This is a genomic window from Undibacterium sp. GrIS 1.2, from assembly GCF_040544435.1.
In the GTDB taxonomy this organism is placed as follows: Bacteria; Pseudomonadota; Gammaproteobacteria; order Burkholderiales; family Burkholderiaceae_D; genus Undibacterium.
Genome location: NZ_JBEONP010000029.1, coordinates 22,633 through 35,933, shown reverse-complemented (window position 1 = coordinate 35,933; position 13,301 = coordinate 22,633). Strand labels below are relative to the sequence as shown.

Here is a 13,301-nt window from a genome sequence, read left to right as displayed (position 1 = left end):
ATTGTAAAACTTGCCCCATGTAAATCACAAATATTCTTGGTTTTTCATGGTATAAAGCGAGTCGGTGACATTACGTAACAGGCATATAAAAAGAATGAAACGCGGTTTTTATACGATCATGGCGGCGCAGTTTTTTTCGTCGCTCGCAGATAACGCTTTATTAATTGCAGCCATCGCTTTGTTGGTGTCCATGGAGTCGCCCGAATGGATGCCTCCCTTCCTGAAACTATTCTTTGTCTTGTCGTATGTGCTGTTGGCACCTTTTGTCGGCGCTTTTGCAGATTCGCTCCCCAAAGGCAAAGTCATGTTCTTTACCAACCTGATCAAAGTATTTGGTTGCGGCTTAATGTATTGCCGAGTCCATCCTCTACTGGCTTATGCAGTCGTCGGGTTTGGCGCAGCAGCTTACTCCCCAGCTAAATACGGCATCTTGACCGAATTATTACCCCCAGAGAAATTAGTTGCCGCCAATGGCTGGATTGAAGGCTTAACTGTATCCTCTATCATCCTTGGCACGGTATTAGGTGGTGCGCTAGTCAATCCGCACAATGCTGCGATGTTACTGAACTTAGATTTCCCCTTCATCGATTTCAATATTTCTACAGCGACGCAAGCGGCGATTTGTGTGATTACCGCCTGCTATGCTCTGGCCGCTTTATTCAATTTACGGATACCTGATACCGGTGTCTGTTACGTACATCAAGAACGCAACCCAGCAAAATTGGTAGAAGATTTTGCTAATTGCTTCGTCAATTTATGGAAAGATAAATTGGGTCAAATTTCTTTAGCCATCACGACTTTATTTTGGGGTGCCGGTGCGACTCTGCAATTTATCGTTTTGAAATGGGCGCAAAGTGCGTTGAAAATGCCATTAGACAAAGCCGCAGCATTACAAGGCGTAGTCGCAGTCGGGATTGCATTGGGCGCAGTAGCAGCAGCGCGATTTGTTCCGTTGAAAAAATCATTGACGGTAATGCCATTAGGTATTGCGATGGGCTTGACGGTAATGAGCATGACCTTAGTCACCAATGTGTGGGTGGCTTATCCGTTGCTCATCGTAATTGGCGCACTGGCCGGTTACTTTGTGGTTCCGATGAATGCTTTATTGCAGCATCGCGGACATGTGTTGATGAGCGCAGGACATTCCATCGCGGTACAAAACTTTAATGAGAACCTCTCCGTACTGACTATGCTAGGACTATATGCCCTGCTGATTTCTCTCAACGTCAGTATTTATTTTGTGATCATCCTGTTTGGTCTGTTTATGGCCAGCACGATGTATTTAGTGATGCGCAAACATCAGTTGAACCAACTGGAATTTGATTCAGTTGCTTTGATTGGTGAGCATAAGCACCCTTGTCAGCCAACGCCTTAAAAAATCCCATTTTTCAAGATAGATATTGTCAAGCACAAGTAACGCTAATCACTTAAATGTGATCACTTATATCTTTCCTGCGCAAGATCTAACCACTGCTCCGGTACCACCATGCCGCGATGCGTTTCCTGCATCAGATCGCCGTTTTCACGCATGATTGCCAACATCACCGGCGTGTTTTGCAATTGAAAACGGCGCTGTATTTCATCCATTAACATTGCCTGATTCAGCACCTGCTCTGGCTTGGTTTGCGCTGGTGCCAGCCATGACATACGCTCCAAAATCACGCCATGCTCTATCGCCATAGCCGCCATATCTTGTAGCGTCCACCAATAACCACGGCAGTGCTCAGGCGCGATCTCTGGCGGCGCATTAGCAGAGGCAATCGGTTGACGATAGAATAACCAGCCCTTCATCAATGCCTGCGTGCTAATCACGGCTCGCTGCAATAAAGCTTGCGCAGCAGCGTGGTGAGATAACAGCAATTGTTGATTAAAAAGTTTGTCCGCTTTTTTGGCAAAGGTATCAAGCTGATTGGGGCCAATATAGTCGTCTAGTGCAAACTTGCTACGGGTCTGATCCAGATCACCGACGAACAAATACATCTTGGTGGCCAGCTCCCAATGAACGAATCCCCGGGCGTCATTTAATAAAAAATCAAACTCACCCAATGTCACTTGCTTAGCACCTTGTACTTGCAGATTTTGGGCAAAGAGTAAATTTTGTAGCCCAGACAAACTTTGATGATTCAGAAAAAATGCCAGTAAGTTTTCAGCATAATGTCCTAGCCTGCGATGCTTGTGTACCGCCAAAGCGTCATGCAAAACCTGGGGATATTGATCAAGCTGGTTAATCCAGCTTAATAATTGTTGTGGATTAGGCAGCGCAATGCGGGCAATCTGTCCATGCCAGCGGGATGCGCTGATTGAACCTGTTGGATCGGTTGAATCTGGTGTTGCGTATTCAGCGGTATCGCTCGCCAGCAAGTTGGGCGAGGTCAGCATCCATACCAGCGCGCGCACATGCGGGTCTTGCAGATGCTGCCATTGTTGATGAAACTGTTTCTGGTAGGTTTGCATCCAAGCTCAGTTTCAAAAAACTCAGTTCCAAAAAATTAATAGCATTAAGTCGATGCCAACATAGTCGACGATGCCGCCGCAGAGGTCTGTGCGATTGCCTGTAGCGCCAGACAAAGGTCTTCCCAGGTTTTACTTTTCTCAGTTGGCTTACGTAGTAAATACGCTGGATGATAAGTCACGACTAAAGGTAAATCCTGATAATGATGAATCGAGCCACGCAACTTTCCGACGGGAGTTTCAGGATTTAAATCCAGCAAGGAAATCGCTGCCGTCTTACCCAGCGCAATGATAATTTCTGGCTGTATCAATGCGATTTGGCGCTTTAAATACGGCAAGCAGGCAGCGACTTCTTCAGGTGCGGGCGCTCGGTCCTTGCCCTGGGCATCGGTCGGACGACACTTGACGATATTGGCGATATAAGTATCGGCGCCACGTTGCATACCCAAAGCGCGCAGGATGTTGTCTAGTAGCTGCCCAGCGGGTCCGACAAAAGGTAGCCCTTGTAAATTCTCGTTATAGCCTGGCCCTTCACCAACAAACAACCACTTCGCATGTTGATCACCGACACCGAACACCGTCTTGGCGCGACCTTCGCACAAATGACAGGCGCGGCAGTTAGAAACTCTGGCTTCTAATGCACCCCAATCAAGTTCGGCAGTAGGCGTTGATGGGTTGACTGAGATTGCTGTTAATGACCGGTGTGCTTGATCTGGGGATTGCTCAGACGATAGATCAGACTCGCGACCAGCGCGGGCAATGATTTCCGGCGATATGATGGCACCTGCCTGCGCAGCGTCAATGCCAGAATGGGCATCAGCATCGACGTTAGTTTCACGCAATTTCCAGACAGGTCCGATACCCAGCTCTGCCAGCATTGCATCGTGTTGCTTTGGATTGTTATGTTCTGGGGTGTTCATGATGGCTCAGTTGACGGCTCAGTTGACGACTTAGTTGATAGCTAATTAGATAAGATTGAATAAAGTTGAAACGAGTCTAATTTATGATAAAAATAGCAGCGGCGTTTGGGATATTGCGAAATCCTGCCCCCAAATTAAATATACTCCCCATTATTTTTACCAAAAATGCCTTATTGTCGAATGATTCTATGGACAACTTAAATATACTCACCATCAGTATCATAATTCACTACAATTTAAAATAACGAGATTTACAACTCTATTCGCATCACAATCGCATCTTCACGCAGATTGTCGTGGGCGGGATAGTAGGCTTTGCGACGACCGATTTCTTTAAAGCCATACCGCTGATACACCTCAATCGCGCGCTGATTACTGATCCGCACTTCTAGCAAAATCGCCAGACACTGCTTCTCCCGTGCCATTGCTACCATATTGTCCAACATCAAACGAGCATAACCCAAACCCTGATGCTCGGCACTTACGGCAAGATTTAGCAAATGCATCTCATCGACGACAGGCATTAATAAAAAATAGCCGATCAGTTTTTCCGACGGATCACGCAAACCGGTCAAATGATAAGCGCTATACAAAGAATCTAAAAAATTGCCGCGCGACCAGGGATGTGAGTAGACCTGATTTTCTATCGCTAAGACATCATCGATATCCTCAAAACCAAGCCGGCTAAAAATCAAGTTGCCTTGCATTAGCTCGCCGCTTTCAATTGCATGCGCTCTGCGGTAGTCAGTGCGATTTTGTTACGCAAGTACAGCGGCTGCGCTTGCGATGCATCCAGACCGCGTCCCGCAAGGTAATCTGGTAAAGCGAGTTGCGCTATTTGCCTTGCATGCGGCATGCAAGCTATGTGCAGATGTGCCGAAAACGATTCAGCCATGCTGACATTTTCAGGCAGCACAACGCCTTGCCCAAGCGCAAATACCAGCGAGCTACTATCTAATAAGTCGCTATCAACGACAGCCCTGACCTCCTCCGCTTTTGATAAAGTCGGCGCTACTATCACCTGCCATACGCTGTTTAGATAGCGATATTGCGCCCAATACACTTCGCCCATGCGTGCATCAAGTACCGCAATATAATCAACGACATCATTTGATAAGACATGTTGCTGGCGCGCAGATTCTGCCATCGCCTGCAAACTCACGACGGGCAATATCGGCAAGTTGGTGCCAAAAGCCAAGCCTTGCACGATCCCACATGCAGTTCGCACACCAGTAAAAGCCCCGGGACCACAACCAAAAGCAATCGCGTCGCATTGTTTTAGCGACAAACCTGCCTCCAGCAATAAGGATTGTATGGCAGGCAAAATACCTTGGGAATGGGTCTGTACCCCCGTCAGTTCACGACTGATCAGGGTATCGCCGATTAGTAAAGCAGCAGAAGCAAGTTCTGTCGAAGTTTCAATAGCAAGAAGTGTTGTCATGCCCGTATTTTACAGGGCGCGAAGGCAATCCCAAACTCTGATCTTTGAATCCGCATAAATCAAGCGCGCCAAGCCGGAATAACATCAGTTCGGTTAAAATGTCAGGCATGAACTTAGCAACGAACACTGAAGACTTGGCACTCATCAAAAGCCAATTAACGAGCAAACAATGGCTAGTGGCCTGCTTATGCGCAGCCTGGTGCGACACCTGCACAGCTTATCGGATCGCATTCGATCAATTAGCCGAACAATATCCCGATGTCTGTTTCGCCTGGATAGACATAGAAGATCAGGCGCACTTAGTGGACGAAATCGATATTGAAAACTTCCCTACCATCCTGATACAACATCAAGACACAGTGCATTTTTTTGGCACCATGCTGCCAGACACCATGCAATTGCATCGCTTGTTAAAGTCCATCATGGCGTCTCATACTGGTACTCAGCAAGAGGCTGGCAAGATCGCCATGAATACTACCCAGAACGACACAGCCGCTACAAAATCCACCGCACATCAAGGCATACCGATCGGCTGGAGCTTGCGCCAGCTGATTCTTAATGATGCTTGAAGCTGGACTTGTGCGGCATTGATGTCACATTAAGCATTCAACACAACGACGTAGCAAAAAAGGGGAACACCTTATGCTTAAAGGAAAACTTTGTAGCATTCGTTATTTTAATGAAAATGATTTACAACACTATCTTGAAATGGTTTGTAGAGTCGATAACCGCGGAGACCAATTTCCCCACCGCGTAAAGTCGCCGGTCAATATCCGCAAAGAATTCATGGAAAATGGTTTCTCTAAGGATGATTATGAAAGACTACTCATCGTCGGGAAGAACAATATTGTCGAAGGCGAAATTGTGCACTTTACTATACGCACACCGTATACCCGTGAAATTGGTTATTGGCTTTTTGATGAAAATTCTCGTGGTCAAGGCTACGTCAGCGAATCAGTTCAACTATTATCAGACTACCTTTTTCGTTCACGCCCGATTAATCGCTTAGAGATCATCGCTTCAATTGAAAATAAAGGTTCCAAGCGAGTAGCGGAAAAAGCCGGATTTCGATATGAAGGTACATTACGTCAGTATCTTTTTATGGGTGGAAAGTACCATGATAGTTGTGTGTGTTCTTTGCTGAGAGACGATTGGACATATTAATTTGAAGCTCCTATTTTAATCAGAGCAGATCATGGCGAAAAATAATTCTGCAATCCGAACCTACTTTAGAACAGCGTTCCGTTGGCAACGCGGTCGTCAAATGTCTGGATACGACAAAATGTTGCTTCTACAAAGTTTGTGGCCACTGCCTTTAGATATGTATATCTTACGATTTACTGAAGGAGCAGAGATAGCACCTCATGTCGATGCTGTCTCATCCGGAGAACACTACCGACTTAATATTGTCGTCAAGCGCGCTTTATCGGGAGGCGAATTTGTCTGCGCCTCGCCCATCTTTGAATCTGCCCGCATCAAGTACTTTAGACCCGATGCATGCGAGCACAGCGTTACTCGCGTAAATAAAGGGTCACGCTATGTACTAAGCATAGGTTGGGTGCGGCATCGTTAGCAGTATTGAAAACCGGTGGGACGCTCGATTAGTTTCACAGGCCGAACAACAATCACTTAGCATATTTCAATATACTCACTCCACATTTTCATAAAAATGAATTAGCGACCATAATTTGGCGTGATATCCATTTTGAGACGTCTGCAATGAGCAACAAAAAATGCTTAATAAGCCTGCAATGTGGGTCTGAACAGAATTTCGTTGATGTCTACGTCCTCGGGTTGACTAAGCGCGAATGCGACAAACGCCTTTGATATTGACGTCGATCGTCCAACCCCAGTCATCGATCATCAGATTTTCTAGTAACGGTTGCGGCATTAATCCGACATTGTTAATGATCACGTCGATGCGTCCATACATTTGCGCAACCTCCTCGACTATCTGTTTTACCTGATCACGCTGAGTGACGTGGGGTTCCAGTGCAAGTGCTTGCCCACCCTTGCGTGCGAGTTGATCTATCAGGGTATTAATGCGTTCAACCCGTCGCGCACCAAGTACAACTTTTGCGCCAAGCGCACTAAGATGAATAGCGCTCGCTTCACCCAGACCGCTGCTGACACCCATAATGACGACAACTTTACTATCGATGTTATTGCTCATGAATGACTCCTGTCTGGTGATAAATTCGTCATTCAAATAGAGGAACGACGAGCTTGAAAACTGCCTTAAATCCTTCAGCATCGATTTATACAATCACGTAAAAAAAATAAGAAAATCTTTCCTTTTCTGAGCACAAAATAAATTTTTCTCTGTGCTCTATGTCGTCTAAATGTTACTGCAGCAGATATCACCAGTCACAATCTGCTAAGTAATTCCATACGTATATAAAAAATCTCTTTTGCTATATGAATATGGGATTTGTGAAAAATCCTTATTGCTTCGCATAATCGTGTGGCGATATGTGCCGGAGTTTATGGACTCTGCGGGTGTTGCAGATTCAACTGCGGATTTGCATTTCACGTCTTACATAGAATAAGACGGTGCTCATACGTGGTTTACATAGGAGACAAAAAAATGAATGACTATCTGAGCTTCATCGGTCGTTGCATGGCGATCGTCAGTGTTGCGTTGGTATATGCGGTTGCATCACCCGCGCAGGCCGCGCCGAAGACCATACAGAACGACGTATTTTGGAAGGATACAAGCAAGAATCCCATCTATTCTCAAGGCGGTGGCATTCTTAAAGTAGGAAACACATATTACTGGTATGGGGTCAAGTACAACGGCGCGGTGACTTATGCTGCCAACCCTGTCGCCAAGAACTCTGACATCAGCTTCAATGCGATTACCGCTTATTCTTCGACCGATCTGGCGACCTGGAAATTCGAAGGCAATATGATGAGTGCCGGTGCGGCGGGCAGCGTGCTCGATCCGTCCAACTGGATCGGCCGTATGGGCGTCGTTTATAACAGTAATACCAAAAAATATGTGTTGATTACCCAGTACTACAGCACGGCAACCGGCAATGCAGTGTTGTTTGCAACCAGCGACTCACCTGCCGGGCCCTTCATCTATCATCATGTGCAGACACAGATCACCAATGTTGGTTCAACCGGTACAGGTGATCAGACCGTGTTTACTGACGATACTGGTTTGTCCTATCTGATTTTCAGTAACGCGGGTGGACGCGCTAATGCTTATGTAGCCGCTTTGCGTGCTTCCGATTCGCTCAATATCGAGCCAGCTTCTCTAATTTCGACCAGTACCTCGGGAGGGCGCGAAGGCAATGCCATGTTCAAATACAACGGTACCTATTATTTCTGCTCGTCAGATTTACATGGATGGAACGCTTCGCATACTTATTATCTCAAGGCTAATTCAATACTGGGACCATACACGGCAGAGGCTGTGATGGGTGGAACAGATGCCGACTTCTCGCATGTGACTCAAACCGGTTTCTTTATTCCAGTTAATGGTAGCTCCGGTACGACAATCCTGTTTGCAGGTGATCGCTGGAGCGACTTCGCCGGTAACGGGCTGGGCTACAATCAATGGATGCCAATATCGTTTAGCGGGACGACACCGACGCTCAACTCCGTCAGTCAGTTTAATCTGGATGCGGCAACTGGCGCCTGGACAGTGGGTGCGGGCAATAACTATATTCTCAACCCCAGCTTTGAGGCCGACAGGGTCGCGCAGAACGATTTGGCTGGCTGGTCGACCTGGACTAATCTGACAGGCGGCGCAAATCCGAACGCCAATGTACTCGGTGGACATACTGGACGCTGGTCGATGAAGCTAAGCTACACGACAGCTTATAGCTCCAGCCGCTATCAGAGTCTGACTGGCCTGCCGAATGGAACCTATACTCTGAAAGCCTGGGTCATGAGCAGCGGTGGACAAAGTATCGCTCAGATCTATGTCAAAAATTTTGGCGGATCAGAGCTGAACGTGGGATTCAACACAGCGATTTCCAACTGGCAGCAAGTGACAATACCGAACATCGTCGTTAGCAACGGAAAGATCGACTTGGGACTCTATACGGTTGCCAGCGCGAATAATTGGGTGATCGCTGATGACTTCAGTCTGATAAAAAACTGAGCGCTGTACGATAAGGATTTGAACTTACTCGCTTAATGCGCAATGATCATTCTGGATAAAGCATCCCGGATGATCATTTAGCATTAGTGAGCAAATATATCGCGTTCATATGACGTTGCTGACGTTGCTGACGGAGCGATGCATAATGCATATCGCTGCAATCCTGATGATGTAAATTGAATTGACAATGACATGATGAATTTATTTTGTTTGAGCAAAAATCTTGTAGTAACGATCGTATTCCTGGCGATTTTATCGCCGGCTCATGCGACTACCAGAGTATCCGGTAGCGATAAAAATTTACAATACACGGGGCGGATTGATTTCAGCAATGTCTATGCACCAAGCCTGTCTTGGCCAGGCTCCAGCGTTGTTGGAAACTTTACCGGCCAATATTTATCAGTCACTTTGGTCGATCAATTTGGAGGAAATTACTTCAATGTCTTCATCGATCACGACTTAAACCACCCGATGATATTAAAAGCAGAAACAGGTGAAAAAACCTATCTAATTGCTGACAATCTGGCGCCAGGAAAACACAGCTTTTTGCTGACAAAACGCACTGAGGGTGAGGATGGCGCGACTGCAATCAAAGAATTTATATTAGCGGATGGTGCAGAATTGTTACCGCCACCGGTCAGACCAAAACGGAAGATTGAATTTTTTGGCGACTCGATCACCAGTGGAATGGGCAATGAATCCCCCGATGGCGCCCCAGATAATCTGGCGAAAGATAAAAATAATTTTATGGCATATAGCGCAATCACAGCGCGCACTCTCAATGCAGAAATGCATATCACGTCGCAAAGCGGTATAGGCGTGATGGTGAGTTGGTTTCCATTTGTCATGCCGCAGTTCTACGATCAGTTAAACGCGTATGGCCGCAACGATACTAAATGGGATTTTTCAAGCTGGACGCCTGATGTGGTTGTGATCAATTTATTCCAGAATGATCGTTGGTTAATTGAGATAGAGCATCGCTTAAACCCTGAACCTTCGGATGAGCAGCGCACCCAGGCCTATGTCGACTTTGTAAAAACTATTCGTAGCAAATATCGTGACGCGTATATTGTGTGCGCCTTAGGCAGCATGGATGCGACCAAGGAAGGATCGAAGTGGCCAGGCTATATTACTGCGGCAGTGACGCGAATTAAGAACGAAAATAACAAGGAAAAAATAGACACTATTTTCTTTCCATACACCGGTTATGACGCGCATCCACGAGTAAAGCAACATCAAACTAATGCCGCTTTGCTAAGCACTTTGATCAAACAAAAAATGAAATGGTGAGCTCGGCTTTTAAGTGTTTAATTAAGTGTTTAAACGTGTTGGGTATTTAAATTGCTTGCATGCCTTAAATGGATAAATCGCGGAACTGATTTGGACAGGGCCAGGCAACACGGTATTCAAGCATTGAGTGAACAAATGGGTCACAAAATCCTTAGGACAAAAGAAAAAAGGGACTAGATTTGCATCTAGTCCCTTGAATCTGGTGCGGCTGGCAGGAATCGAACCCACGACCCCTTGGTTCGTAGCCAAGTACTCTATCCAGCTGAGCTACAGCCGCGAAGATCGACACTATAGCATAGCAATTGAGAAATACAAAGCTAAGCGGTGGCAAAAATCCTCTACATTGCAGTAATAATGGCTAGCATCACCAAAATTAAGTATCAAAAACTAATTTAAAGCAGGACTTACTACATTTCCAAATGAATAAAATACTATGCTAATTATTCAATGATTTATTGCGCTGTTTTGTTTAGCCTGCTTCCATCTTGATCGCCTTTACGCAAAAACATAATCCTCTCTGCGCTACTTGGATGACTGGATAAGTAAGGATTACTTGCACTATGATTTTTTTCTAAATCGGCAAATAAATCTGCTAGCGCATTGGAGCTGATACCATTTTTTTCCAACATCGCCAAGGCATAAGCATCCGCTTCGCGCTCGGCATCGCGGGAATATTTTAAATCTAATAGCAAAGGCGGCAAGCTGGCAACAGCGGTAGAAACATCGCCAAACAAGGCGACGGCAACGGCGGCAACGGCTGAGCTTTGTATCACCCGGCGGCTTAAGTGACGTTCGTGCAAATGCCCCAGTTCATGCGCTAGTACGCCCATGATTGCATCATCGTTATGAGATAAATTAACTAGCTCATCGGTCAAAATAATTTCGCCCGATGGCAAGGCCAGTGCGTTGGGACCAATTTTACTTTTGCGAAATAATAGTCGATAAGCTGGACTATCGTCTTCAACTGGACGCAGGCGAGCAAAGCGTGTACTCAGTTCATTTTGTCTTTCCACAGAAAGCTTCGTAGGACTAAAAAAATGCTCATCTAAAAATGTCAGCGCACCATCGCCTAAAGCCCGCTCTACTTTTTCTGGCAGAGCAAAAGCGACTATTTTTGCAGCTGCAGGCAAGGCATAAACATACAGCAAGCTAATCAACACCACCGTACTGACAACAGCAATCAAGGTCGCACGCCAGCTTTGTTGCATGCGTACGATCAGGCTGTCACTATGCCCGGTGGCTGACAATAAATTAGCTAAGGCTGCCAGCATTTCTGGATCGCTTACTTCGAGGTAAGCACCATCAGGGAAGGTAACTTTACGCACCTTATTGGAGGTGCGCTCTGAGACACGCAATTGATCAAGGGAGCACTCTAGTTGTACATCGCCAGTCAACTGCGCAATCTGCCCGACCACATCTAAATAGACGTGGTGGGCACGCGATGTTTTGCCATCAAAATAATTTGCTGCAACAGGCATCATAAAGATAAATCAAAGTCCAATAAATCCGCCATACCTTCACCGGTAGCAGAAACCTGCGCTGCTTCGTCGGCTACAAATTGGTCTAAACCATCACCAATTTCAATCGAGATAGATTCCAGACGGTAACGCATCATACGTATTTGAGCGAAGGGAATAAACAAACCCAAGGTACAAACAATAGCGAGCAAATTCGTGAGATAAATGAAAGTGACACGTCCCCACTTCATATGACTATACATTTGTCGATTGCCAAGCTTAGTGTGATTCCAGATCAGATTCTGTATCAAGCTTAAAAACAAGGGAACAATCGCGAACAACCAAAAATAAAGTGAAAATACCAACCCAATCAGACCAACTATTAGATGTGGCGCAAACTGCCCTGCCTGTTTAGCTGCAATTACCGCCGCGATTGGTGCCGAAAATGCTAGACATATCACGATAATACCCGCAATAAAAATAGAAAATCCGATTAAATAATTCAGATAAAAGCGCGATATTTTTGCATCGAAAGAAAAATGCGTTGTACCAAAACGGCTCTCATTATGCTGGAACTGCTTAATCCGTTGATGCACCAAAGGTACCAGGGTGTACAAGCTGATCAAGGCAAAAAATGGCCACATTAAATAATTGATATAAGCCTGTTTGGCGGTACCACGAAAACCAAAACGCACACCGCGGAAACTGGAGTTGTACAGTTTAAATTGCAGACTTTTCCAGAGCAACCAAGGCATCACTGCACTTAGCGCAATCAACATCAAAAAGCCGAAACCGGTAGAAAACTTAAAAGCAAAGTGATACAGCGTTACAAAAACAAACGCCACAATACGACCTTTTAAAATCGCAATCGGATTACCGTGATATTCAAAACTAGCCCCTGCAAGCTGGGTACTCGAATAAAAATAATGATTTCTTCTTACCTTAGCCCAGGCTGAATAAATGCCCAAGGTGACGATGGTCAGTAAAAGATTGACGATCCAGATACGAAAATATTCGCCGCCTGTTCCGGTAAAACTTAAAGAGACTTTTGAGGAATCCGTATTGGTTTGCATCATGCCACCTCGTTTGCCAGGTTAATCATTGCGACGTTGTTATCATAATTATTGATGGCAGTCGTCTCAAAACAGACGCCCAGAAACCTGTCACAAGAGTGATCGAATAGATTCTGCATGGATTAAAACCTTAAGTGGAGGTGAAATGAAGTTCGCTTTTGTTTGGATGGGGCGACTACTTAGACATCAAGCTTTTTTATGGTCTTTTGTCAGGCGCATCGTTTGTATTGCCTAACAATAAGCTTGCTATTTAATTATGCCATAGGCGCACACAGTAAAAGAGACTCAGAGCAACAAAAACCTTGCAAACTCGTCAATATTGTAGTTATGTTGCATATTTAGCACATCTTCGCCAAGTCAGTCGCTTTCTCCGCGGTGGTCGTTTTATTGTTCTATTTGATGGCTGACATCGACTGAATAGCGTATTCACTCACTTTGAAATAAGTAAAAATGAGGGGGTATATGCCAAATACATCCTTTACGTCCAATGATTTATTGGACATAAAAATATACTGCAATGAGTATATTTTTATGTAATTTAATTCACACGGATAA

General features: G+C 45.4%; 13 protein-coding genes and 1 tRNA gene. 6 read left to right on the top strand and 8 right to left on the bottom strand.

Annotated features, from left to right (window positions below; translation table 11 throughout):
- Positions 1 to 94 precede the first annotated feature (94 nt).
- On the top strand, positions 95 to 1,375 hold the full coding sequence (gene lplT, locus AAKU61_RS13630) for a lysophospholipid transporter LplT (protein WP_322118543.1): 1,281 nt from the start codon (positions 95 to 97) through the stop codon (positions 1,373 to 1,375).
- Between the two features lie 62 nt (positions 1,376 to 1,437).
- Here the strand turns inward: lplT and AAKU61_RS13625 are convergent, their stop codons facing one another.
- The 4 genes from AAKU61_RS13625 to tsaB form a co-directional block, all read right to left on the bottom strand.
- A complete protein-coding gene (locus AAKU61_RS13625) occupies positions 1,438 to 2,454 on the bottom strand; it encodes a DUF1853 family protein (RefSeq protein WP_354333036.1) in 1,017 nt (338 codons plus the stop codon).
- Positions 2,455 to 2,498: 44 nt separating this feature from the next.
- Positions 2,499 to 3,371, bottom strand: coding sequence for a uracil-DNA glycosylase (locus AAKU61_RS13620; RefSeq protein ID WP_354333034.1), 873 nt, complete (start codon positions 3,369 to 3,371; stop codon positions 2,499 to 2,501).
- Positions 3,372 to 3,622: 251 nt separating this feature from the next.
- Positions 3,623 to 4,078, bottom strand: a complete 456-nt coding sequence (gene rimI, locus AAKU61_RS13615; protein WP_354333032.1) for a ribosomal protein S18-alanine N-acetyltransferase — start codon at positions 4,076 to 4,078, stop codon at positions 3,623 to 3,625.
- The gene (gene tsaB, locus AAKU61_RS13610; RefSeq protein WP_354333030.1) at positions 4,078 to 4,812 is read right to left on the bottom strand and encodes a tRNA (adenosine(37)-N6)-threonylcarbamoyltransferase complex dimerization subunit type 1 TsaB; all 735 of its coding nucleotides are present in this window, start codon (positions 4,810 to 4,812) and stop codon (positions 4,078 to 4,080) included. Before tsaB ends, rimI begins: the two co-directional genes overlap by 1 nt.
- 107 nt (positions 4,813 to 4,919) lie before the next feature.
- On the opposite strand from tsaB, the gene AAKU61_RS13605 reads away from it, so the two are divergent.
- The 3 genes from AAKU61_RS13605 (at position 4,920) to AAKU61_RS13595 (ending at position 6,385) form a co-directional block, all read left to right on the top strand.
- The gene (locus AAKU61_RS13605) at positions 4,920 to 5,381 is read left to right on the top strand and encodes a thioredoxin family protein (protein WP_354333028.1); all 462 of its coding nucleotides are present in this window, start codon (positions 4,920 to 4,922) and stop codon (positions 5,379 to 5,381) included.
- A 73-nt stretch (positions 5,382 to 5,454) separates the two neighbouring features.
- Positions 5,455 to 5,976 carry a GNAT family N-acetyltransferase gene (locus AAKU61_RS13600; RefSeq protein WP_354333026.1) on the top strand — a complete coding sequence of 174 codons (522 nt, stop codon included), beginning with the start codon at positions 5,455 to 5,457 and terminating at the stop codon, positions 5,974 to 5,976.
- 31 nt (positions 5,977 to 6,007) lie between these two features.
- Positions 6,008 to 6,385 carry a 2OG-Fe(II) oxygenase family protein gene (locus tag AAKU61_RS13595; protein ID WP_354333024.1) on the top strand — a complete coding sequence of 126 codons (378 nt, stop codon included), beginning with the start codon at positions 6,008 to 6,010 and terminating at the stop codon, positions 6,383 to 6,385.
- Between the two features lie 225 nt (positions 6,386 to 6,610).
- Here the strand turns inward: AAKU61_RS13595 and AAKU61_RS13590 are convergent, their stop codons facing one another.
- Positions 6,611 to 6,985, bottom strand: a complete 375-nt coding sequence (locus AAKU61_RS13590; RefSeq protein ID WP_354333022.1) for an SDR family oxidoreductase — start codon at positions 6,983 to 6,985, stop codon at positions 6,611 to 6,613.
- A 414-nt stretch (positions 6,986 to 7,399) separates the two neighbouring features.
- Here AAKU61_RS13590 and AAKU61_RS13585 point away from each other — a divergent pair, with 414 nt between their 5' ends.
- Both AAKU61_RS13585 and AAKU61_RS13580 read left to right on the top strand, forming a co-directional pair.
- Positions 7,400 to 8,926, top strand: coding sequence for a family 43 glycosylhydrolase (locus tag AAKU61_RS13585; RefSeq protein ID WP_354333020.1), 1,527 nt, complete (start codon positions 7,400 to 7,402; stop codon positions 8,924 to 8,926).
- 210 nt (positions 8,927 to 9,136) lie between these two features.
- Positions 9,137 to 10,216 (top strand): SGNH/GDSL hydrolase family protein, encoded by a 1,080-nt coding sequence (locus AAKU61_RS13580; RefSeq protein WP_354333018.1) that lies wholly within the window; start codon positions 9,137 to 9,139, stop codon positions 10,214 to 10,216.
- 200 nt (positions 10,217 to 10,416) lie between these two features.
- Here AAKU61_RS13580 and AAKU61_RS13575 read toward each other — a convergent pair.
- From AAKU61_RS13575 to AAKU61_RS13565, 3 genes are all read right to left on the bottom strand, one after another.
- A tRNA-Arg gene (locus tag AAKU61_RS13575) sits at positions 10,417 to 10,493 on the bottom strand.
- A 175-nt stretch (positions 10,494 to 10,668) separates the two neighbouring features.
- Positions 10,669 to 11,697, bottom strand: a complete 1,029-nt coding sequence (locus tag AAKU61_RS13570; protein ID WP_354333016.1) for a M48 family metallopeptidase — start codon at positions 11,695 to 11,697, stop codon at positions 10,669 to 10,671.
- Positions 11,694 to 12,749 carry a YjgN family protein gene (locus AAKU61_RS13565; RefSeq protein WP_354333014.1) on the bottom strand — a complete coding sequence of 352 codons (1,056 nt, stop codon included), beginning with the start codon at positions 12,747 to 12,749 and terminating at the stop codon, positions 11,694 to 11,696. Before AAKU61_RS13565 ends, AAKU61_RS13570 begins: the two co-directional genes overlap by 4 nt.
- Positions 12,750 to 13,301: the final 552 nt, after the last annotated feature.

Excerpts from the sequence above, each read along its gene's own strand:
- AAKU61_RS13590 (WP_354333022.1), bottom strand. The coding sequence starts at position 6,985 with ATGAGCAATAACATCGATAGTAAAGTTGTCGTCATTATGGGTGTCAGC.
- AAKU61_RS13585 (WP_354333020.1), top strand. The coding sequence starts at position 7,400 with ATGAATGACTATCTGAGCTTCATCGGTCGTTGCATGGCGATCGTCAGT.
- AAKU61_RS13620 (WP_354333034.1), bottom strand. The coding sequence starts at position 3,371 with ATGAACACCCCAGAACATAACAATCCAAAGCAACACGATGCAATGCTG.
- AAKU61_RS13565 (WP_354333014.1), bottom strand. The coding sequence starts at position 12,749 with ATGATGCAAACCAATACGGATTCCTCAAAAGTCTCTTTAAGTTTTACC.
- AAKU61_RS13600 (WP_354333026.1), top strand. The coding sequence starts at position 5,455 with ATGCTTAAAGGAAAACTTTGTAGCATTCGTTATTTTAATGAAAATGAT.
- AAKU61_RS13625 (WP_354333036.1), bottom strand. The coding sequence starts at position 2,454 with ATGCAAACCTACCAGAAACAGTTTCATCAACAATGGCAGCATCTGCAA.
- tsaB (WP_354333030.1), bottom strand. The coding sequence starts at position 4,812 with ATGACAACACTTCTTGCTATTGAAACTTCGACAGAACTTGCTTCTGCT.
- AAKU61_RS13605 (WP_354333028.1), top strand. The coding sequence starts at position 4,920 with ATGAACTTAGCAACGAACACTGAAGACTTGGCACTCATCAAAAGCCAA.
- lplT (WP_322118543.1), top strand. The coding sequence starts at position 95 with ATGAAACGCGGTTTTTATACGATCATGGCGGCGCAGTTTTTTTCGTCG.
- AAKU61_RS13595 (WP_354333024.1), top strand. The coding sequence starts at position 6,008 with ATGGCGAAAAATAATTCTGCAATCCGAACCTACTTTAGAACAGCGTTC.
- rimI (WP_354333032.1), bottom strand. The coding sequence starts at position 4,078 with ATGCAAGGCAACTTGATTTTTAGCCGGCTTGGTTTTGAGGATATCGAT.
- AAKU61_RS13570 (WP_354333016.1), bottom strand. The coding sequence starts at position 11,697 with ATGATGCCTGTTGCAGCAAATTATTTTGATGGCAAAACATCGCGTGCC.